21 protein-coding genes are annotated in these 19,079 nt (G+C 61.3%); 14 read left to right on the top strand and 7 right to left on the bottom strand.

Annotation, left to right across the window (positions count from 1 at the left end; genetic code table 11):
* Positions 1–17 precede the first annotated feature (17 nt).
* Positions 18–881 carry an NAD-dependent epimerase/dehydratase family protein gene (locus AAXE93_RS05970; RefSeq protein ID WP_390129032.1) on the top strand — a complete coding sequence of 288 codons (864 nt, stop codon included), beginning with the start codon at positions 18–20 and terminating at the stop codon, positions 879–881.
* On the opposite strand, the gene AAXE93_RS05975 is transcribed toward AAXE93_RS05970, so the two are convergent.
* On the bottom strand, positions 845–1,273 hold the full coding sequence (locus AAXE93_RS05975; protein WP_390129035.1) for a molybdenum cofactor biosynthesis protein MoaE: 429 nt from the start codon (positions 1,271–1,273) through the stop codon (positions 845–847). The genes AAXE93_RS05970 and AAXE93_RS05975 overlap by 37 nt on opposite strands.
* Positions 1,274–1,276: 3 nt before the next feature.
* Positions 1,277–1,513: a MoaD/ThiS family protein gene (locus AAXE93_RS05980; RefSeq protein WP_115081347.1), complete on the bottom strand. Its 237-nt coding sequence runs from the start codon at positions 1,511–1,513 to the stop codon at positions 1,277–1,279.
* A gap of 45 nt (positions 1,514–1,558) precedes the next feature.
* Here AAXE93_RS05980 and moaB point away from each other — a divergent pair, with 45 nt between their 5' ends.
* Positions 1,559–2,056 (top strand): molybdenum cofactor biosynthesis protein B, encoded by a 498-nt coding sequence (moaB, locus tag AAXE93_RS05985; protein ID WP_390129038.1) that lies wholly within the window; start codon positions 1,559–1,561, stop codon positions 2,054–2,056.
* A gap of 21 nt (positions 2,057–2,077) precedes the next feature.
* On the opposite strand, the gene cobA is transcribed toward moaB, so the two are convergent.
* Both cobA and AAXE93_RS05995 read right to left on the bottom strand, forming a co-directional pair.
* Positions 2,078–2,866, bottom strand: a complete 789-nt coding sequence (gene cobA / locus AAXE93_RS05990; RefSeq protein WP_390129040.1) for a uroporphyrinogen-III C-methyltransferase — start codon at positions 2,864–2,866, stop codon at positions 2,078–2,080.
* Positions 2,863–3,525 carry a DNA mismatch repair protein MutS gene (locus AAXE93_RS05995; RefSeq protein ID WP_390129042.1) on the bottom strand — a complete coding sequence of 221 codons (663 nt, stop codon included), beginning with the start codon at positions 3,523–3,525 and terminating at the stop codon, positions 2,863–2,865. The genes cobA and AAXE93_RS05995 overlap by 4 nt, the downstream gene beginning before the upstream one ends.
* A 27-nt stretch (positions 3,526–3,552) precedes the next feature.
* On the opposite strand from AAXE93_RS05995, the gene AAXE93_RS06000 reads away from it, so the two are divergent.
* From AAXE93_RS06000 to AAXE93_RS06020, 5 genes are all read left to right on the top strand, one after another.
* Entirely contained in the window at positions 3,553–3,858 is a 306-nt protein-coding gene (locus AAXE93_RS06000) for a hypothetical protein (protein WP_390129044.1), read from the top strand.
* A 257-nt stretch (positions 3,859–4,115) separates the two neighbouring features.
* Positions 4,116–5,657 carry a ferredoxin--nitrite reductase gene (locus AAXE93_RS06005; protein ID WP_390129046.1) on the top strand — a complete coding sequence of 514 codons (1,542 nt, stop codon included), beginning with the start codon at positions 4,116–4,118 and terminating at the stop codon, positions 5,655–5,657.
* A 70-nt stretch (positions 5,658–5,727) separates the two neighbouring features.
* Complete coding sequence (locus AAXE93_RS06010) at positions 5,728–5,862, top strand: ferredoxin--nitrite reductase (protein WP_390129049.1); 135 nt, start codon at positions 5,728–5,730, stop codon at positions 5,860–5,862.
* A gap of 35 nt (positions 5,863–5,897) precedes the next feature.
* The gene (locus AAXE93_RS06015; RefSeq protein WP_115131399.1) at positions 5,898–6,785 is read left to right on the top strand and encodes a formate/nitrite transporter family protein; all 888 of its coding nucleotides are present in this window, start codon (positions 5,898–5,900) and stop codon (positions 6,783–6,785) included.
* A gap of 7 nt (positions 6,786–6,792) precedes the next feature.
* Positions 6,793–7,515, top strand: a complete 723-nt coding sequence (locus AAXE93_RS06020; RefSeq protein ID WP_390129762.1) for a HEAT repeat domain-containing protein — start codon at positions 6,793–6,795, stop codon at positions 7,513–7,515.
* A gap of 52 nt (positions 7,516–7,567) precedes the next feature.
* On the opposite strand, the gene cynS is transcribed toward AAXE93_RS06020, so the two are convergent.
* Positions 7,568–8,053, bottom strand: coding sequence for a cyanase (gene cynS, locus AAXE93_RS06025; protein WP_390129052.1), 486 nt, complete (start codon positions 8,051–8,053; stop codon positions 7,568–7,570).
* 195 nt (positions 8,054–8,248) lie between these two features.
* Between cynS and AAXE93_RS06030 the strand changes: the two genes are divergently transcribed.
* Together AAXE93_RS06030 and AAXE93_RS06035 are read left to right on the top strand one after the other, a co-directional pair.
* Positions 8,249–8,419, top strand: coding sequence for a cyanate hydratase (locus AAXE93_RS06030; RefSeq protein WP_115161001.1), 171 nt, complete (start codon positions 8,249–8,251; stop codon positions 8,417–8,419).
* A 72-nt stretch (positions 8,420–8,491) separates the two neighbouring features.
* Positions 8,492–9,562 carry an anthranilate phosphoribosyltransferase family protein gene (locus tag AAXE93_RS06035; protein ID WP_390129055.1) on the top strand — a complete coding sequence of 357 codons (1,071 nt, stop codon included), beginning with the start codon at positions 8,492–8,494 and terminating at the stop codon, positions 9,560–9,562.
* Here AAXE93_RS06035 and AAXE93_RS06040 read toward each other — a convergent pair.
* The gene (locus AAXE93_RS06040) at positions 9,523–9,990 is read right to left on the bottom strand and encodes a GNAT family N-acetyltransferase (protein WP_390129058.1); all 468 of its coding nucleotides are present in this window, start codon (positions 9,988–9,990) and stop codon (positions 9,523–9,525) included. The genes AAXE93_RS06035 and AAXE93_RS06040 overlap by 40 nt on opposite strands.
* A gap of 33 nt (positions 9,991–10,023) precedes the next feature.
* Here AAXE93_RS06040 and AAXE93_RS06045 point away from each other — a divergent pair, with 33 nt between their 5' ends.
* From AAXE93_RS06045 to AAXE93_RS06060, 4 genes are all read left to right on the top strand, one after another.
* Entirely contained in the window at positions 10,024–11,277 is a 1,254-nt protein-coding gene (locus tag AAXE93_RS06045) for an MFS transporter (protein WP_244272346.1), read from the top strand.
* Positions 11,278–11,322: 45 nt separating this feature from the next.
* A complete protein-coding gene (ppk1, locus tag AAXE93_RS06050; RefSeq protein WP_390129061.1) occupies positions 11,323–13,461 on the top strand; it encodes a polyphosphate kinase 1 in 2,139 nt (712 codons plus the stop codon).
* Positions 13,462–13,664: 203 nt separating this feature from the next.
* Positions 13,665–14,651 carry an RpoD/SigA family RNA polymerase sigma factor gene (locus tag AAXE93_RS06055; RefSeq protein WP_390129063.1) on the top strand — a complete coding sequence of 329 codons (987 nt, stop codon included), beginning with the start codon at positions 13,665–13,667 and terminating at the stop codon, positions 14,649–14,651.
* A 5-nt stretch (positions 14,652–14,656) separates the two neighbouring features.
* Positions 14,657–15,307 (top strand): diacylglycerol/polyprenol kinase family protein, encoded by a 651-nt coding sequence (locus AAXE93_RS06060; RefSeq protein ID WP_390129067.1) that lies wholly within the window; start codon positions 14,657–14,659, stop codon positions 15,305–15,307.
* Between the two features lie 16 nt (positions 15,308–15,323).
* Here AAXE93_RS06060 and AAXE93_RS06065 read toward each other — a convergent pair whose 3' ends face one another.
* A complete protein-coding gene (locus AAXE93_RS06065) occupies positions 15,324–16,391 on the bottom strand; it encodes a 3-deoxy-7-phosphoheptulonate synthase (RefSeq protein WP_114988790.1) in 1,068 nt (355 codons plus the stop codon).
* Between the two features lie 96 nt (positions 16,392–16,487).
* Here AAXE93_RS06065 and acnB point away from each other — a divergent pair, with 96 nt between their 5' ends.
* A complete protein-coding gene (gene acnB, locus AAXE93_RS06070; protein WP_390129070.1) occupies positions 16,488–19,070 on the top strand; it encodes a bifunctional aconitate hydratase 2/2-methylisocitrate dehydratase in 2,583 nt (860 codons plus the stop codon).
* Positions 19,071–19,079: the final 9 nt, after the last annotated feature.

The following is a 19,079-nucleotide window of genomic DNA, read 5'->3' on the forward strand; positions in this document are numbered from 1 at the left end:
CAACAGCCATCCCCGCCATGGACCTGACGATCGTTGGCTGCGGCTACGTGGGGCTCGCTCTGGCGAAGCGGCTGCAACCAAGACGCCCCCAGCTGAAGCTGACGCTGACCACCACAAGCAGCGAACGGCTGGAGCAACTCAGCCCCCTCGCCGATCGGGTGGAGCTCTGCGACGCCACAGACCCCGTGCAATTGCGGGACGCCCTGCGGCAGAGCAGCAAGGCCGTGTTCTGCCTCGGACCAAAGGGAGATCGCCAGGTGGATGCCAACGGCTACCGCCACACCTTCGTCGACAGCTTCCGCTGCCTGACGTCGCTGTTGCCACAACTGCCGGAACTGCGGCAGATCGTCTACACGGGCAGTTGCTCGGTGTACGGCGATGCCGCGGGGGACTGGGTGGATGAGCAAACACCGCCCGCACCAGGCCGCGGCCATGGCGATGTTCTGCTGGAAAGCGAACAACTGCTCAGCGGCATCAGCGTCCGGCGGGTGTGCATCCTGCGCCTCGGGGCGCTCTATGGCCCCGGCCGCGATCTCGATCAACGCCTGCGCGGGCTCGCCGGACTGGAACGCCCTGGCAGCGGAGCGACCTACAGCAACTGGCTGCATGTGGCGGATGCCGCCGGTGCCCTGGAAACCGCTCTCGATGCTGAATGGGCCGGTCTGGTGAATGTGGTCAACGACGAGCCGATTCGGCTGCGGGACCTGGTGGAGCGCAGCCTGCAGCGACAGGGTCTGGCCCCCGTGCGCTGGCTGGGGCAGGAGGAACCGGGTTCAGGGGGCCGACGGATCCGCAACAACCGGCTCAAACAGATGGGCTACCAGCTGCAGCACCCGCGCCTTGATCAAAGTGGCGTGTTGGCCTCCAGCCAGGTGCCCTGACCAGCGCACCACTCCCGCTTCCAGAACGGGGCCTGGTGCTTGAGTTGCTCCAACAAGGCGGCGGCGCAGAGCTGCGCCGCCCCACGACGATCGGCCTGCACCGCCACCAGCACGATCGGCTCACCGGGGGCGAGCTTGCCCACCCGATGCAGCACCAAAATCGGCCCCGTCCGATGCTCCTGCTGCAGGCGCTGCGCCATGGCCGTGATCTGACGTTCGCAAAGGCCGGGGAAGTACTCCAGCTCAAGTGCCTCCAGAGGTCGGCCATCCATCGTGGTGGGACGCACCCGACCAATGAAGGTCGCCGCGGCCGCGGCATCCCCGCTCCAAAGCGCCAGTTGCTGCCAAGGATCAAAGGGATCCGGGCACACCTCCACACGGCAATCGGTCACGCTTCAACCCCCCGTGAACGGTGGAAGAAAGGCCAGCTCATCACCGGCCTGCAACGGCTGATCGGCACCGACCAACTCCTGGTTCACTGCAATGCTGATGCCCTCCAGCGGACCAAGATCCAGCTGATTCCAGACCTCACGGGCCGTCGAGACGCCTGGTGTGAAGGGAAGGGAACGCTCGGCCCAACCGGCGCGTTCTCGCAGGGAAGCGAACAGCAGCACCTTCAGCACCACGTCCATGGCAGCTGGAGCGGTTCTAGCGTCCGAGGGCTCCGCCGCTGTGCCATGGGCCTCTCCATCGCCCTGCTCACCATCTCCGACACACGCACCCTGGCGGACGACAGCAGCGGAGATCAGCTGCAGCGCAGCCTTGAAGACGCGGGGCATCACCTTCAGGAGCGACAACTCTGCCCGGATGATCGTTATCAAATCCGCCATGAACTGAGCCGCTGGATCGCCGATCCTGCGGTTGATGTGGTGATCACCAGCGGAGGCACCGGTCTCACAGGCCGCGATGGCACCCCCGAAGCGGTAGCACCGCTGCTGGACAAAACCATCGAAGGATTCGGAGAGCTGTTCCGCGTGCTCTCATTCGAGAGCATCGGCACCAGCACCCTGCAAAGCCGCTGCCTTGCCGGCGTGGCCAACGGAACGTTTGTGTTTGTGCTGCCGGGATCTCTGGATGCGGTGACCACGGCTTGGAACCGGCTCATCCGGGCTCAGCTCGATGCCGAAACCCGACCGTGCAACCTGGCCCAGCTCCGGGCTCGCTTGAAGGAATAGAGCGGAATCAAGCGGAGCTGTTCAGAACGGAATCGGCATCGTGACCGCTGCCGGAGTGGGCCTGCAGGCTTCAACCTGCTGATCAATCACCTCACCCACCACAACGATCGAGGGTGACTTGAAGGCTTCGGCTCGGCATTGATCGGCAACGTCTACCAGCGTGGCTTTGAGGCAGCGTTGCCCCGCCACCGTGCCCTGCTGGATCACCGCCACGGGAGTAGTCGCGGCCAAACCACCCGCCATCAGCTCCTCCGCAATCCGGGGCAGGTTGTGCAACCCCATGTAGATCACCAATCCGTCACTGGCCGCAGCCAGAGCACGCCAATCCACGGAAGGACGGCGCTTGTCGATTTCCTCATGACCGGTGACGAAGGTCACCGATGACCCCGCCCGCCGGTGAGTGACGGGAATTCCGGCGTAGGCCGGGGCGGCAATGCCAGCGGTGACACCAGGGACCACCTGAACAGGGATGTTCCGCTCCGCCAGATAAGCCGCTTCTTCCCCTCCACGACCAAACAGGAAGGGATCACCCCCCTTCAACCGCACCACCGTGCTGTGCTTCTGGGCCATTTCAACGAGCACGGCATTGGTGCTGGGTTGAGGCACCGAATGATGTCCGCGACGTTTACCCACAAAACGGCGTTCGCAGGCTGCTGGCACAAGATCCAGCACTTCCTCGGGCACCAGCGAGTCGTATACCAGGGCATCGCACTGGCTCAGCAGCCGATGCGCCTTCAACGTGAGCAACTCGGGATCGCCAGGACCGGCTCCCACCAGATAAACGGTTCCGGTTTGTTCAGCGGTGGTCACGGCAGAGAAACAAGCAGATCGATCAGGGCCTGGCGGGTGGGGGGATGCTCCAGCAGAGGAGGCAATCCACCAGCTTCGCTCAACGCATCCGTCATGCGGTTTGGCGCGAGAGTTAATGGCAGTGGCCGGGCCCTGGGGTGGCGCTGCTGGAACTCGGGCCAAGCATCAAAGGGAACCAAGGGCAAAGCCAGGCGAGACGCCAGCATCGCGAGGAAGCGATCCGCCACACCCGGGCGCAAGGGGTGGTGCACCAGCACGGCATCCCGGCGGTCCGACGACGGAAGTGCTGAGAGCACAGCGTTCCACCACGTAATCCACGAGCCCAGAAAGGGCAGCAAACGCACACTGGCTCCGGAACCACGAAGCCTGTTGCGAATCGCCGGCACATCCGTGCGGGCGTGCGCCCCAGGCAGCAATAGCAAGGGAACAACCCAAGAGGATTGGGGAAGCGCCGACACGGGTTGTTCAGCCGTCAGCACTTCCAACTGCACGGGCGCCGAGCGCCGCTGAGCCAGAAGGTCTGGCAGAGAGGCCAAACAGTCAGGAACAACACCACCACTGCGGCCATGCACCACCAAATGCAACCCTTGCCGCTCCCGATCGGAAGCGTCATTCCGTAGCAATGGCCACGGATCGATGACCCTGCCGGCTGATGTCATCGTGTCGTTGTGAACGTTGGATGAGTCATGGCGCCCCGCCGTCGTTTTGATCGTGCCCCATTGGACAGCCGCTCCTACCGGGAACCGCTGGACGGACGGATTGAGCGGTACGACTTCAGAGACGACCGGGACGACTTCCGGGACGACCGGTACAGCCGGGGATACGAGCCCAGGGAGACTCGTTACAACCGGCATGACCGGTACGACCGAAGCTTCGACCGCCCCACCGGACCCTCCGAACTCGACCAAGACTTCGCTGCGATGAAGCGGGTTTGGCAGATGCTCCGGGCCGGAGCGGTGCGCATGGTTGGCGAAATTGGACGCCAATACTGAAGCCGAAGCAGATTGCCTTTTACGGCCTCACGGGAACCACCAGGTGTAGCCGGCATTACAAATCAGGCAGAACAAACCCCTGGGATTGACCAACGCCAAAAGTGTTTTCTTTGTTACGGACCAGGGTCACCGTCGCGGTGTTTATTCAGTCAACCCAACGCTCCCCTTCGTTTTGAAGCGTTGCCGGTCTTCGGGCCATCTCGATTGATTCGCGCCTCGTCTTTGAGCAATCAATCCGCCCACTCGTTATTCGACTTATGACCATTAGCTCTCCCTCCAGGCCCTACCTGGATGGCAAGAAGCTCAACAAGATCGAGCAGAACAAGGCGGCCAAAGATGGCCTGTTGGTTGGCAGCGAAATCGAGAAATTCGCCGAACTCGGTTGGGAGCAGGTAGATGAAACCGACCTTCAGTTGCGTTTGAAGTGGTACGGCATGTTCTGGCGTCCGAAAACGCCTGGCAAATTCATGCTGCGCCTGCGGGTGCCCAATGGTGTGCTGACGGCCGATCAGCTGCGGGTGGTTGGCTCCATCGTCGAGCGCTACGGCGAAAACGGCAGCTGCGACATCACCACCCGTCAGAATCTGCAACTGCGCGGCGTGCTGCTGGGCGACCTGCCAGAAATCCTCAAGCGGCTGAAGGAAGCTGGCCTGAGCACGATCCAATCCGGCTTCGACAACCCCCGCAACGTCACCGGCAACCCCATCGCCGGCATTGATCCCAACGAGATCGTCGACACGCGGCCTTACACCACCGAGCTGCAGAACTTCCTCACCAACAACTGCCAGGGCAACCCGGAGTATTCCAACCTGCCCCGCAAGTGGAACACCGCCGTTGCCGGTGCAAAGGACAATTTCCTGCTCCACAACGACATCGTTTTCCACCCCGTGGAACGGGATGGGGTGATGGGATTTGGCGTCTGGATCGGCGGTGTTCTGTCATCACAGATGAACGCCTATGCCGTTCCCCTGAACGCCTGGGTGAAGCCAGACGAAATCTGCAAGATGACCGATGCCGTGATCCGGCTCTGGCGTGACAACGGTGAACGCGACAAGCGCCCCAAAGGCCGCTTCCGGCTCTACCTGGATCAAGTGGGCCACGACGTGTTCCGCACCCAGGTGGAAGAACTCTTCGGTCCGTTGACCCCCGACCCGGGCTCTGTTTTCAACACCACGCCCCGCTCCCACTACGGCTTCCATTCCCAAAAACAGGAAGGGCTCTCCTACGCCGGACTGCACGTTCCTGTGGGTCGCCTGACCGCCCAGGATCTGCAGGATCTCGCAACCGCAAGCCTCAACTACGGCAGTGGTGAGGTGCGTCTCACCGAAGATCAAAACGTCATCCTCGTTGGCCTTCCCAACGACAAGCTCGACGCCCTGAAGGCAGACGCCCTGGTGCAGCGCTTCCCGCTGGAGCCCGGTCACATCTCCGCAGGAACGGTGTCCTGCACCGGCAACACCTACTGCGGCTTCGCCCTCACCAACACCAAGGACCAAGCGCTTGAAGCGGCCAAGGAGCTGGACCAGGAGCTCAATCTTCCTGAAGAGCTGAAGATCCACTGGACCGGCTGCCCCAACACCTGCGGCCAGGCCTACATGGGCGCCATCGGCCTCACCGGCACCAAGGCCAAAAACAGTGAAGGCGAGATGGGCGAGGGCTACACGATGACCATCGGTGGCTCCCAAGGCGCCAACCCAAGCATCGGCGAAATCCACCGCAAGGCGATCCCGGCCGATGAGATCAAGACCGCTCTCAAAGAGGTGTTGATCGAGAAGTTCGGGGCCACCCCTAAGGCCTGATCGCTGCAGTCGCCGTGACGCTTCCTTTTGAAGTCACGGCTCCCCGTATCGACCACTCCCCCTCACCGTCATGGCCAACAGCAACGACGTGTTCTCTCGTTTCGTCAACTGGCTCAGCGCCAGTGGTCGCGACGGAGCCGCCACCAACCGTCAGGGCGGCAGCCCTGATCTGTTCTCCCGCCTGATGAACCGCATCAGCGGTTGACATCAAAACCTTCGTCCAACTCTCAATCTCATCCGATGGACTACGTCCTACCCAATGAGCTTGTCGACGGCATGATTGCCGCCGGCGGCAAAAAATCAACGGTCAGCGTGAAGAACCTGCTGATCCGTGGCTTTTACTCCGGGGCCATCCTTGGCCTGGCGGTGATCCTGGCCCTCACCGTGGGCATCACCGTCAAAGCTCCCTTCGTGGGCTCGCTGCTGTTCCCCTTCGGCTTCGCCAGCATCGTGCTGTTCGGCATGGAGCTGGTGACCGGCAACTTCGCCCTGCTGCCGATGGCCACCTGGGCTGGCAAGAGCACCTGGGGTGCCACGTTCCGCAACTGGGTCTGGGTGTGGATCGGCAACTGGATCGGTACCGCTGTTGTGGCCGTGATCATGGCCATCAGCCTCACCAGCGGCACCATGGATGGCGCTGCTGACAATGTCGGCCCGCCGATCTGGGATGCCGTTGCCCAGAAGATCATGGCCCTCAATCAAATCAACGTTGAGAAGAAGTACGAGGCCCTTGGAAGCATGGGCTTCTTCCTCGCCTTCCTGCGCGGACTCGTGGCCAACTGGTTGGTTTGCCTGGGCGTGACCATGGCTCTGGTGAGCAAGAGCGTTCCCGGCAAGATCCTGGCCTGCTGGCTTCCGATCACCGCCTTCCAATCGATGGGCATGGAGCACATCGTGGTGAACCAGTTCCTGCACACCGCTGGCCCGATCCTCGGTTCAGGCGTCCCCTTCACCAAGGTGATCTTCTGGAACTTCCTGCCTGTCACCCTCGGCAACATCGTGGGCGGCATGGTGTTCATCGGCATGCTCTTCTACAGCACCCATCGCACTCCGATGGATAACGTGCTGCCCACCGAGCACGATGAAAAGCTGGAGCGTGAGCTCGCTGCTGAACTGGGTGCCCGCTGATCCATTCATGAACGACGAAGCCGTTCTCTGGGAACGGCTCGCCCGATCTCGACGCGCTCCTTTGGAGCCCGCTTGGCTGGGGGAGGTCTACTCCCCCAGCCTTTCTGTTGATCTGCGGCGAGCCCTCTGCGAAAAACTGGGGATGCAGGCCGAGCGCGGCTGGCCCGTGATCCAAGACCTCCTCGCCAGCCACGGGGTTCTGCCCGATTTGGTGATGGCGGCAGGACTCTGCCACCAGAGCGAAGCCCGCGATTGGTTGTTGGCTCAACTCGAGCAAACCTCAGACGATGAGGACGTCAACCTGATGGTGGTTCAGGCTCTCGCCTGCTGGGGTGCCGAAGTTCCCAAATCGGTGGTGGCGAATTGCCTGCATCACCCGGGCCAACTGCACCGACTTGCCGGTCTTCAACTGCTCAGCTTCCGATCCCATTGCCTCGACGACGGTGAACTGCTGCAGTTCTGCCAAGAGGTTTTGAATGATTTTCGCGATCCAGTCGTTGTGGCCGCCATTCGGGTTCTGCAACGCCGCGATGGCGTGTTGATCAGCGAAAAGCTGGCAGAGCTGTGTGGAAATGGTTCCCTGCCTGTTGCCGAGGCCGCCTTCCGCGCGCTCGGTTGCATCGCCACACCTTCCAGTCAGCGCTGCCTGCTGAAGTTAAGCCAGGAGCTGAATGACGACGTTCGGCGGAAAATGGCCAGCACCCAACTGAGCCAACAATTCCGCCAATAAAAAAACCCCGCACTTGCGGGGCTTGATGTCTTCAATCAAGAGACTTGAATGTTCACCACTTTTTATAAGGCAGGAACTTGCCGCACATGGTGATTTTGACACGATCACCTTTGGGATCCTCCACTTTGTCGACATCAAGTGTGAAGTCAATCGCGCTCATGATGCCGTCACCAAAATGCTCCTGGATCACATCCTTCAGGGGCATGCCATAGACCTGCATGATCTCGTAGAAGCGATAGATCAAGGGATCAGTGGGGATCACCGGATCGAGGCTTCCCTTGGTGGGGAACTCCTGCAAAGCGGCGATGATGGCTGGGTCAAGGGAGAGCAGCTCAGCCAGCTTTTCAGCCTCTTCTTTTGAAGCTGTGGCTTGTCCATAGAACAAGGATGCAATCCAGACCTCATCTAGGCCCAGAGCTGCTTCCAGATCAGCAAAGCTCATGCCCTTGGCCTTCTTGGCAGCCATCAAGGTGGCGGTGACGGTCTCCTGGGAAGGAGCTGCCAACGACGGGGTCGAGGGAACAGCTGAAACAGTCATGATTGAATGAAAAATTGTTATAGCCGCCTCAAAAACAGCGTTCCAAGCTGGAACGTCTCAGCAGCCCCGAAACTGTTGCGCAAACGCTGACTGAACAATGAAGCATCAACTACAAAACAACAGCCTGTTTTGAAGCAACAAGCACAGCCGACAGTCTCTTGATCGGGGAAATTTGTTTTATAGAAGAAATTTGCAATGAGCCAATTCTTCCAATCGATGGCGACCCTGCTGCAGGCGCAATTCCTTCCGCCAACCACTGCTCCCCAACTGATGCTGGAGCGGCTCTATTACGCCGAAGGACGCCACCACCCGCAGCACCCACGCCATGGCAGTTTCGAGGGGCTATCCCGCCTGAGCAGGCCCTGAGCTTTCGTAACAATTGCTACCCCTGCCGGGTCAGTCACTCCTGAAGACTGATCACAGCTAGAGGCCGGACCTTTGACGAGCGCAGTTCTCTCCGGCCGCGACCGCTTCAAGCAGCACCTGCGCAAGGTGGGAAGCGGTGAACACACCAGCAAAGGCATGAGTCGCGAGGAAGCGGCTGATGCCATGGAGCTGATGCTTCAGGGCGAAGCGACGCCAGCACAGATCGGCGCCTTCCTGATTGCCCATCGCATCCGACGGCCCGAACCCCAGGAACTCACGGGGATGCTCGACACCTACCGAGCCCATGGCCCGGTGTTGCAATCCACGGCTGGCAGTCGAGCACCGTTGTGTTTCGGCATGCCCTACGACGGGCGCACGCGCACAGCGCCGATTTACCCGCTCACCGCGCTGGTGCTGCTGGCCTGTGGTCAGCCGGTGGTTCTGCAGGGCGGTGACCGGATGCCGATCAAATACGGCGTCACCGCTGTTGATCTGTTCCGCCTTCTCGATCTCGACCTCACAGGTCTACCAATCAGCGCCGTTGCAGACGGGTTCCAGCAGAACGGCTTCGCCCTGATTCACCAGCCGGATCATTTCCCCATCGCGGAAACCCTGATCGGCTACCGCGAAGAACTGGGCAAGCGTCCCCCGGTTGCCAGCCTGGAACTGCTCTGGACACCCCACCAAGGCGACCACCTCCTTGTGAGTGGCTTTGTCCACCCACCAACAGAAGCCCGCGCCTGGGAAGCCCTCAAGCAAGCCGGCGAAACCGATGTTCTCACCGTGAAGGGGTTGGAAGGAGGCACCGACCTGCCCATCGGCCGAGCCTGCATCACGGCCCGGGTGCGTAATGGCAAAGCGGAGCGATTGATCCTGCACCCCCGTGACCATGGCTGTCACGACGCCGACGTGGAATGGGCTGACGACACCACCTGGGCGGAGCAGGCGCGAAACGCCCTTCAGAACAAAGGCCCTCTCTGCGACCCCCTGCGCTGGAATGCCGGCGCCTATCTGTGGTTCGCCGGCTGCAGTGATTCCCTGGAACAGGGCATTCAACGGGCAGCATCCGTTCTGGAGATGGGCCAGGCCCAAGCCCAGCTTGATCAACTCTGCGCTTGGCGAAACAGCTTGACCATCCGATAGCGCTCGAACGGAACGCCTCCAATCAGGATCGTCTCTGGCGCTTCCACACACCAGCCCCGTCGCTCCAGCAACGGTCGGCTGAACTGGCTGGCCTCCGTTCGTAATTGTTGAACGCCGGACTCCAGCGCATCCGCCTCAATCCGTTTCAGGAGGGCACTGCCATGGCCCTGCCTCGAGGCACAACCACGGCAGTAGAGCAACGAAAGACGATCTTCCGGATAGCGAATCGCAAAGGCCGAACCATCAGTGGTGAGCCATCCCGAGCCCTCCCGAAAACTCGCATCGAGCACGCCGGGTAACCAGGCCAGAGCCGCCCAGGCCCTGACTTGTTCATCTGAATAAAGGAGGGGAGCCTGCGATTCGATCGCATCGGCATAGATCTCCCGCAACAGCGGGTGATCCTCCGGAGCGATCAGACGCAAAGCCATGGAGCCGCCTGTGGGAATGTGAGTCTCTCCTGCGTGGCAGCAAGCTTGCAGCGTCCTCGGATTCCCACACTGCTCAGCGCGTTTCTCACGCTGCTCAACGACCGGCTCAGCGAAAGCATTGTTTTTCCGCTGTTGCCCTTTCTCTTAGCCCAGTTCGCCCCAGACGGACGAACCCTGGGACTGTTGGCGGGAAGCTATGCCCTGGCGCAGTTCCTGGTCACTCCCTTGATCGGAGCGCTCAGTGATCGCTACGGCCGCCGCCCCGTGATCAGCATCTGCGTCGCAGGATCCGTGGTGGGGCTCGGCCTGTTTGCCGTGACGGTTTCACTGCCTTGGCCCAGCCAAAGCCTGCTGCCCCTGCTGCTGTTGTTCGCAGCACGGATCATTGACGGCATCAGTGGCGGTACGGCAGCAACAGCCAGCGCCGTGCTCGCCGACATCACGCCTCCCGACAAGCGAGCCCGTGCCTTCGGCTTGATCGGCGTGGCCTTTGGTTTGGGGTTCATCCTTGGACCCTTCGTTGGCGGGCAACTGGCCCGGGTGGCCGTGTCCCTTCCCGTTTGGGTGGCCACAGGCTTCGCTGCACTCAACCTCTTGGTGGTGCTCAATCTGCTGCCGGAAACCCATCCCCAGGAATCCCGCAAAAACCTGCCCAGAAAACGCGACCTCAATCCGTTTGCACGGCTGAGCCAGGTGCTGATGAACCCCAGCGTGGGGCGACTGTGCGGAGCTTTTTTCCTCTTCTTCCTGGCCTTCAACGGCTTCACCGCCATCCTGGTGCTCTATTTCAAGCAGCGCTTCGGCTGGGGCCCTGAGCTCGCCACCACCGCCTTCCTGGTGGTGGGGGTGGTCGCCACTGTGGTGCAAGGAGGGCTGATCGGACCGCTGGTGAAACGGTTTGGCGAATGGCGTCTGACCTTGCTGGGCCTCGGCCTTGTGATCATTGGGTGCCTGCTGATCCCCAGCGTCGGTGCATCCGATCGGGCGGGCGCCATCTTCACTGCCGTCGGCATCCTGGCCCTGGGCACCGGATTGGTCACACCAAGCCTGCGCAGCCTGGTGTCACGGCGCCTGGGTCGCGAAGGGCAAGGCAGCGCCCTCGGCAGCCTGCAGGCCCTGCAGAGTTTGGGCAGTTTCCTCGGCCCTCCCCTGGCGGGATTCAGCTACGACCTGCTGGGTCCAGTGAGCCCGTTTGCAGCTGCGGCAACCGTGCTGGTGATCGTGATCGGCCTGGTGGCCGGCAGCCCTCTGCCGGACATCTCCGACACACAACCAAGCCAGTCCTGATTGCTACGTTTCGGCTAACGACACCAGCGCCGAGCCGTTCAGCCCATGTGCGCAGCAGCCTTAGCCCCGGAGCACTACATCAACCGGGAGCTGAGCTGGATCGCCTTCAACGAAAGGGTGCTGGCCCAGGCCCTGGATCCGCGCACACCTCTGCTCGATCAAGCCAAGTTCAGCGCCATCTTCAGCAACAACCTCGACGAATTCTTCATGGTTCGCGTGGCGTCACTGAAGTCTCAGGTGGAGGCGGGCGTCAGCAAGCCAAGTGAGGATGGCAAATCGCCGTTGGAGCAGCTGCTGGCGATCAGGGAACGGCTGATTCCCCTGCTGCGAGAGCAACAGGTGCATTACCGCCAGCACCTGAGGCCGAAGCTGCTGGAACACAAGGTTGAACTGCTCGATTACAAACAGCTGAACGACGACCAACGCCAATGGGTTGACGACACCTTCCAGACCTCGGTGTTTCCGGTGCTCACACCTCTGGCTGTGGACCCCGCCCATCCGTTCCCCTTCGTCAGCAACCTGAGCCTCAACGTTGCGGCCGTGGTTGTTGATCCGGAAACAGGACAACGGCAATTTGCCCGGGTGAAAGTTCCCCAGAAAAATCTGCCTCGCTTCATCGCCATCCCCTCGCACCTGAGCGGCCAGGAGCACAAACCCGTTCACACCGCCATCGCCCTAGAGCAGGTGATCGCCTTCAACCTGAAAGAGCTGTTCCCTGGCATGACGATCGAGGGGCACTACTTCTTCCGCGTGACGCGGGATGCGGATCTGGAACTGAGGGATCTGGAAGCCGATGACCTGATGCTGGCCCTGGAACAGGGACTGCGAAAGCGGCGCATGGGGGGTGAGGTGGTGCGCCTCGAGGTGCCCAACGAAATGCCTCAGGACGTGGTGGAGATGCTGATGACAGGACTCAGCGTTGAAGAGGAAGACCTCTATGTGATCGATGGCCCCCTGGGCCTGGACGACCTGCTCAGCCTCACCGCACTACCGCTGCCGAAACTCAAGAGCCAAAGCCACGGAGGCCAGACACCAGCGGTGCTAGCCCGCAGTCAGCAGCACCTGCTGGACGAGGGAGCGATCAAACCGGATGAGTTCAGATCGATCTTCTCGGTGATTCGCCGTCAGGACATCCTTCTGCACCATCCCTATGACCTCTTCTCAACAACCGTCGAAGAGTTCATCAACCAGGCAGCGGACGATCCCCAGGTGATGGGCATCAAGATGACGCTCTACCGCACCTCCAAAGACTCGCCGATCATCGCTGCACTGATCCGTGCCGCCGAAAACGGCAAGCAGGTGATGGCACTGGTGGAATTGAAAGCACGATTTGACGAAGACAACAACATCCAATGGGCCCGGCACCTGGAGCAATCCGGAGTGCATGTGGTCTACGGGGTGCTGGGGCTGAAAACCCACACCAAGATTGTTCTGGTGGTGCGCAAGGAGAAGGAGAAGCTCCAGAGCTATGTGCACATCGGCACGGGCAACTACAACTCCAAAACCTCCAAGCTCTACACCGACCTGGGCCTGCTCACCGCCAACCAGGAACTAGGGCAAGACCTGGTGGAACTGTTCAATTACCTCACCGGTTTTTCCAAGCAGCAAAGTTTTCGTCGCCTGCTCGTGGCCCCCGTCACCCTGCGAAAAGGCATGGAGCTGTTGATCCGCCGCGAAATTGAACATGCCCAGCAGGGCCGAGAGGCCGTGATCCGAGCCAAGATGAATTCCCTGGTGGACCCAACGATCATTGCGCTTCTTTATGAAGCCTCCCAAGCCGGAGTGACGATCGAATTGATCATTCGCGGCATGTGCAGCCTCTATCCCGGTTGTGAAGGACTGAGTGAAAACATTCGGGTGATCAGCATCATCGGCCCGTTCCTGGAACACTCGAGAATCTTTTCGTTCGCCAACGGCGGCTCACCGGAGGTGTACATCGGTAGTGCCGACTGGATGAGCCGCAACCTCGACCGCCGCGTTGAAGCGGTCACACCGATCGAAGACCCAGAGCATCGCCAGAAACTGGAACGCCTGCTGCAGCTGTACTTGAATGACAACCAGGCCGCCTGGGACATGCAGAGCGACGGCACATTTGTGCAGCGCAAATCCGAAAACGACACCTCGGAACGCAATTCCCAGATTCAATTGATCAAGGAATGGAGCAACGGCATCCAATCCTTGTAGTTCTTTTGGTTTTCAAAGGGATTGCGTCTGTGACATCCGATACAACATTCCTTCAAAAACAAACTTGAAGCCTGCACGATCACAGCCAAATCAGTTGTTTTGAAAGCCCAAAGATTCAGCTCCTGAAATTCTTTCGATTCGAAACAGTCAACACTGTTGTCTGGTGCTAAGTTCAGCCCAAATTCATTCAGGAGACCAGGGTGATGGGGATCCCTCTGGAATCTTCCGGCACGACAAAACAGTCGCCCCGGAAGGAACCTGCGTTGCCGTCCACCGGACGTCGACCATCGACTCGACAAGGAGGGCGGCTTGCCACCGACTCCATCGGTTTTTATCTGAGCAGCATCGGACGTATCCCCTTGCTGACGGCAGCTGAAGAAATCGAACTTGCACACCATGTGCAAGCGATGAAGCAACTTCAGGAGCTACCGGAAGAGGAGCTGACCTCCCGGCATCGCCACAAGATCCGCATGGGCAAACGGGCTCGCGACAGGATGATGGCCGCCAACCTCCGCCTCGTGGTGAGCGTGGCGAAGAAATACCAGAACCAGGGCCTGGAGCTGCTCGATCTGGTTCAGGAAGGTGCCATCGGCCTGGAGCGAGCGGTCGACAAGTTCGACCCCGCCATGGGCTACAAATTTTCCACCTATGCCTACTGGTGGATTCGTCAAGGCATGACGCGGGCCATCGACAACAGCGCCCGCACCATTCGCCTGCCGATCCACATCAGCGAAAAACTCTCCAAGATGCGTCGCATCTCCCGGGAGCTGTCCCACCGCTTCGGTCGTCAACCGAATCGGCTGGAGTTGGCGAGTGCCATGGGCATCGAGCCCCGGGAACTGGAGGATCTGATCTCCCAGAGCGCACCTTGTGCATCCCTGGATGCCCATGCCCGTGGCGAGGAAGATCGCAGCACCCTGGGTGAACTGATCCCGGATCCCAACGGTGAAGAACCGATGGAGGGAATGGATCGCAGCATCCAGAAGGAACATCTGGGGGGCTGGCTCTCGCAGCTGAACGAACGCGAGCAGAAGATTCTGAAGTTGCGGTTCGGTCTTGGTGGTGAAGAACCTCTGACCCTTGCCGAGATCGGTCGTCAGATCAATGTGTCACGTGAGCGCGTCCGACAGCTGGAGGCCAAAGCGATTCTCAAGCTGCGCGCCATGACCAACCACCAACAAGCCGCCTAAGCCACTTGCTTCCCATCACCGGACCCATCGCCATCCTGCTCTGGATGGCGATGGTGATAGCAGGCGCCGTGTTGTGCCGCCGGCTTCGGCCGAACCAACGGGAACTGAGCCGAAAAATTGTGCACATCGGAACCGGAGCCGTGGTTCCTTTGGCCTGGTTCTTTGAAATTCCCTTCGTTGTTGCCCTGCCTGTTGCGGCGGTGATCACCGTTGTGACGACGATCAACCACCAATGGCGCTTCATCCCCGCCGTAGAGGATGTTGATCGCAACAGCTACGGCACCATTGCCTACGGCATCGCAATCACAACGCTGCTTCTGCTGTTCTGGCCAACCCGAGCCGATGCGGTGTCCGCAGGGGTTCTGGTGATGGCCTTAGGGGATGGCCTTGCAGGGTTGATCGGCCGCAACGTCGCATCCCCGAAGTGGGTTCTTTTTGGTCAGACCAAATCAAGCGTCGGCACGATGACCATGGCCGTCGTCTCAGGCTTGGTGCTGATCGGCCTAGCGCGATGGTCGGGGGCGGACCTGTCCCTGCCAGCAGCCCTTGGCATGGTGGCCATGGCAACCGGTTTGGAGCAGCTCAGCTGGAGCGGTCTCGACAACCTCAGCGTTCCTCTCAGCGTGGGGGTGCTGTGGAGTCAACTGGTGGTTTGAACCAAGGCGTTGATGCTCAGGCGGTAACCGTCTGTTTGCGACTGGCCACGGCCGCGGCCAGATCCTCCAACAGGGTTTCGGTGGTCTCGAGGCTGATGCAGGCATCCGTGACGCTCTGGCCATAGGTGAGCTGCGTCAGGTCGGCGTTGAGCTTCTGGTTGCCTTCCACCAGATGGCTCTCGATCATCACGCCCATCACGTGATTGGAGCCCCCCCGCAACTGCTCGGCAACGCTGGCCAGCACCTCCGCCTGTCGGCGGAAGTCTTTGTTGCTGTTGGCATGGCTGCAATCCACCATCAGACGATCCTGCAGACCGGCCTTGCTCAACTCGGCTGCGGACTCCTGCACAGCTTCCAAGTGGTAATTGCTGCCCTGGCTGCCGCCGCGCAGCACGAGGTGGCCGTAGGGATTGCCCGTGGTGCTGACGATCGAGGCATGACCATCGCGATTGATGCCGAGGAAGTGATGCGGCTTGGCCGCCGCCTGCATGGCATTGATCGCGATGGTGGCGCTGCCGTTGGTGCTGTTCTTGTAGCCGATCGGCATCGACAACCCTGAGGCCATTTCGCGGTGGGTCTGACTTTCCGTCGTCCTGGCACCGATCGCGGTCCAGCTGATCAAATCAGCGATGTACTGCGGAACAACGGGATCGAGCAGTTCCGTTGCAGCAGGCATCCCCTCCCGGGCGAGATCTAACAGCAGTCCCCGGGCCCGGCGCAGGCCGGTGTTGATGTCATAGGAGTCGTCGAGATGGGGGTCATTGATCAGTCCCTTCCAACCAACCGTGGTGCGAGGCTTCTCGAAATACACCCGCATCACCACCTCGAGCTGATCCTTCAGGCGCTCGCGGATCGGAGCCAAGCGCTGGGCATACTCCCGGGCAGCCTTGACGTCATGAACAGAGCAGGGGCCTACCACCACCAGCAGACGCTGATCACGGCCGCTGAGGATCTCTTGAATGCGCCGGCGGGCTGACGCCACGGTCTCGAGCGCCGCCGCGTCCATGGGCAGCTCCTGATGCAACACAGCAGGGGCCACCAAGGGACGTGTCTCCACCACATGCAAATCGGAGGTGGTGGCCATGACTGGACGCGAGACTCCGACCAAGGCTACGCACCCCGCTCACTGGCAACAGACACGGTCCGGAAGAATGGTGGTCATCCCTGAACAGAGATCTCCATGCTGAGCGCTTACCGCGAGCTGGCCGCCGCCCGGGAAGCCCAGGGCGTTCCCGCTCTTCCGCTCAACGCCGAGCAGACCCAGGGACTGACCGAATTGCTGCAGAACCCTCCCGCCGGCGAGGAGGAGTTCCTGCTGCACCTGCTCAGCGAGCGGATCCCACCGGGTGTGGATGAAGCGGCTTACGTGAAGGCCACCTGGCTCAGTGCCGTGGCTCAGGGAGACGCCAAAAGCCCCCTGGTGTCACCACTGGAAGCCACCCGGCTGCTGGGAACGATGGTGGGGGGATACAACGTCGCCGCCCTGATCGAGCTGCTGAAGCACTCCGACGCTGCACTGGCTGGCTGTGCTGCTGAGGGACTCAGCCGAACGCTGCTCGTCTACGACGCCTTCAACGAAGTGATGGATCTGGCGGCGGACAACCGCTTCGCCAAGCAAGTTGTGGACAGCTGGGCCGCCGCCGAGTGGTTCACCGCCAAGCCCGAATTGGCCGAGAGCATCACCGTGACGGTCTTCAAGGTTGAAGGCGAAACCAACACGGACGATCTGTCGCCGGCCACCCACGCCACCACCCGGCCGGACATCCCCGTCCATGCCCTGGCGATGCTCGAGACCCGCGATCCGGAGGGCCTGAAGACCATCGCGAGCCTGAAAGAGAAAGGCCATCCCGTGGCCTACGTCGGTGATGTGGTGGGAACCGGCAGCTCCCGCAAGAGCGCCATCAATTCGGTGCTCTGGCACACCGGCAATGACATTCCCCATGTGCCCAACAAACGGGCAGGCGGCGTGATCCTTGGCGGCAAGATCGCCCCGATCTTTTTCAACACCGCTGAAGACTCCGGTGCCCTGCCGATCGAATGCGATGTCACCGACCTGAACACTGGTGATGTGATCACCATTCGCCCCCGCGCCGGCACGATCGAACGGGACGGCACGGTGGTGAGTCGGTTCGAGCTGAAGCCCACCACCATTAGCGACGAGGTGCGGGCCGGCGGTCGCATCCCCCTGATGATCGGTCGCGCCCTCACCGACAAGGTGCGCGCCAAGCTTGGCCTCACCCCTTCGGATCTGTTCATCCGCCCCTCAGCCCCGGCAGACACCGGCAAGGGCTTCACCTTGGCGCAAAAGATGGTGGGCAAGGCCTGCGGTCTTGCAGGCGTCCGACCCGGCACCAGCTGCGAACCGCTGATGACCACCGTCGGCTCCCAGGACACCACCGGCCCGATGACGCGGGACGAAATGAAGGAGTTGGCCTGCCTGGGCTTCTCCTCCGACCTGGTGATGCAGAGCTTCTGCCACACCGCCGCTTATCCGAAGCCGGTGGATCTGCAGACCCAGAACGAACTGCCCGACTTCTTCGCCCAGCGCGGTGGCGTGGCCCTTCGGCCCGGTGACGGCATCATCCACAGCTGGCTGAACCGGATGCTTCTGCCCGACACCGTCGGCACCGGCGGCGACAGCCACACCCGCTTCCCCCTCGGCATTTCCTTCCCAGGCGGCTCTGGGGTGGTGGCCTTTGCAGCCGCCATCGGCGCCATGCCACTGGACATGCCTGAATCGGTACTGGTGCGCTTCAGCGGGTCCCTGCAACCGGGCGTCACGCTCCGGGACGTGGTGAACGCCATCCCCTGGGTGGCCATTCAGCGGGGACTGCTCACCGTTGAAAAGGCCAACAAGAAGAACCTATTCAACGGCCGGATCATGGAGATCGAAGGTCTGCCCGACCTGAAGCTGGAACAGGCCTTCGAACTCACCGATGCCAGCGCCGAACGCTCCTGCGCCGGCTGCACGATCAAGCTCTCCGAAGACACGGTGAGCGAATACCTGCGCAGCAACGTGGCGCTGCTGAAGAACATGATCGCCCGCGGCTACAGCGACGCCCGCACCCTGGCCCGCCGGATCAAGGAGATGGAGGCCTGGCTGGCGAATCCCCAGCTGATGAGTGCTGACGCAGACGCGGAGTACGCGGAAGTGCTGGAGATCAACCTCGACGAGCTCACCGAACCGGTGGTGGCCTGCCCCAACGATCCCGACAACGTGAAGCTGCTCAGCGAGGTGGCTGGTGACCCTGTGCAGGAGGTGTTCATCGGCTCCTGCATGACCAACATCGGCCACTACCGCGCCGCGGCCAAGGTGCTGGAAGGCGCCGGCCAGAACACGGCGCGCCTCTGGGTCTGTCCCCCAACGCGGATGGACGAAGAGACCCTGAAGGAGGAGGGCTACTACGCCACCTTCGAGGCCGCCGGGTCCCGCATGGAGATGCCGGGTTGCTCCCTCTGCATGGGCAACCAAGCCCGCGTGGAGGACAACACCACCGTGTTCTCCACCAGCACCCGCAACTTCAACAACCGCCTGGGCAAGGGTGCTCAGGTGTACCTGGGCAGCGCCGAACTGGCCGCCGTCTGCGCCCAGCTGGGACGCATTCCCACCCCGGAGGAATACCGCAGCATTGCGGCCGAGAAGATCGATCCCCTCTCCGACGAGCTCTACCGCTACCTGAACTTCGATCAGATCAGCGGCTTTGAAGACCAGGGGCGCGTGGTCAGCGCTGACGACGAAGCAACCGTTCTGGCTCAGGCCTGATTCCGGATT

The organism is Synechococcus sp. HIMB2401, from assembly GCF_042883245.1.
GTDB lineage: Bacteria > Cyanobacteriota > Cyanobacteriia > PCC-6307 > Cyanobiaceae > Parasynechococcus.

What these genes read in the sequence shown, in the direction of transcription:
- AAXE93_RS05970 (WP_390129032.1), top strand. Translation starts at nt 18, where the DNA reads ATGGACCTGACGATCGTTGGCTGCGGCTACGTGGGGCTCGCTCTGGCG.
- AAXE93_RS05980 (WP_115081347.1), bottom strand. Translation starts at nt 1,513, where the DNA reads ATGGACGTGGTGCTGAAGGTGCTGCTGTTCGCTTCCCTGCGAGAACGC.
- moaB (WP_390129038.1), top strand. Translation starts at nt 1,559, where the DNA reads ATGGGCCTCTCCATCGCCCTGCTCACCATCTCCGACACACGCACCCTG.
- AAXE93_RS05995 (WP_390129042.1), bottom strand. Translation starts at nt 3,525, where the DNA reads ATGACATCAGCCGGCAGGGTCATCGATCCGTGGCCATTGCTACGGAAT.
- AAXE93_RS06000 (WP_390129044.1), top strand. Translation starts at nt 3,553, where the DNA reads ATGGCGCCCCGCCGTCGTTTTGATCGTGCCCCATTGGACAGCCGCTCC.
- AAXE93_RS06005 (WP_390129046.1), top strand. Translation starts at nt 4,116, where the DNA reads ATGACCATTAGCTCTCCCTCCAGGCCCTACCTGGATGGCAAGAAGCTC.
- AAXE93_RS06010 (WP_390129049.1), top strand. Translation starts at nt 5,728, where the DNA reads ATGGCCAACAGCAACGACGTGTTCTCTCGTTTCGTCAACTGGCTCAGC.
- AAXE93_RS06015 (WP_115131399.1), top strand. Translation starts at nt 5,898, where the DNA reads ATGGACTACGTCCTACCCAATGAGCTTGTCGACGGCATGATTGCCGCC.
- AAXE93_RS06020 (WP_390129762.1), top strand. Translation starts at nt 6,793, where the DNA reads ATGAACGACGAAGCCGTTCTCTGGGAACGGCTCGCCCGATCTCGACGC.
- cynS (WP_390129052.1), bottom strand. Translation starts at nt 8,053, where the DNA reads ATGACTGTTTCAGCTGTTCCCTCGACCCCGTCGTTGGCAGCTCCTTCC.
- AAXE93_RS06030 (WP_115161001.1), top strand. Translation starts at nt 8,249, where the DNA reads ATGAGCCAATTCTTCCAATCGATGGCGACCCTGCTGCAGGCGCAATTC.
- AAXE93_RS06040 (WP_390129058.1), bottom strand. Translation starts at nt 9,990, where the DNA reads ATGGCTTTGCGTCTGATCGCTCCGGAGGATCACCCGCTGTTGCGGGAG.
- ppk1 (WP_390129061.1), top strand. Translation starts at nt 11,323, where the DNA reads ATGTGCGCAGCAGCCTTAGCCCCGGAGCACTACATCAACCGGGAGCTG.
- AAXE93_RS06055 (WP_390129063.1), top strand. Translation starts at nt 13,665, where the DNA reads ATGGGGATCCCTCTGGAATCTTCCGGCACGACAAAACAGTCGCCCCGG.
- AAXE93_RS06065 (WP_114988790.1), bottom strand. Translation starts at nt 16,391, where the DNA reads ATGGCCACCACCTCCGATTTGCATGTGGTGGAGACACGTCCCTTGGTG.
- acnB (WP_390129070.1), top strand. Translation starts at nt 16,488, where the DNA reads ATGCTGAGCGCTTACCGCGAGCTGGCCGCCGCCCGGGAAGCCCAGGGC.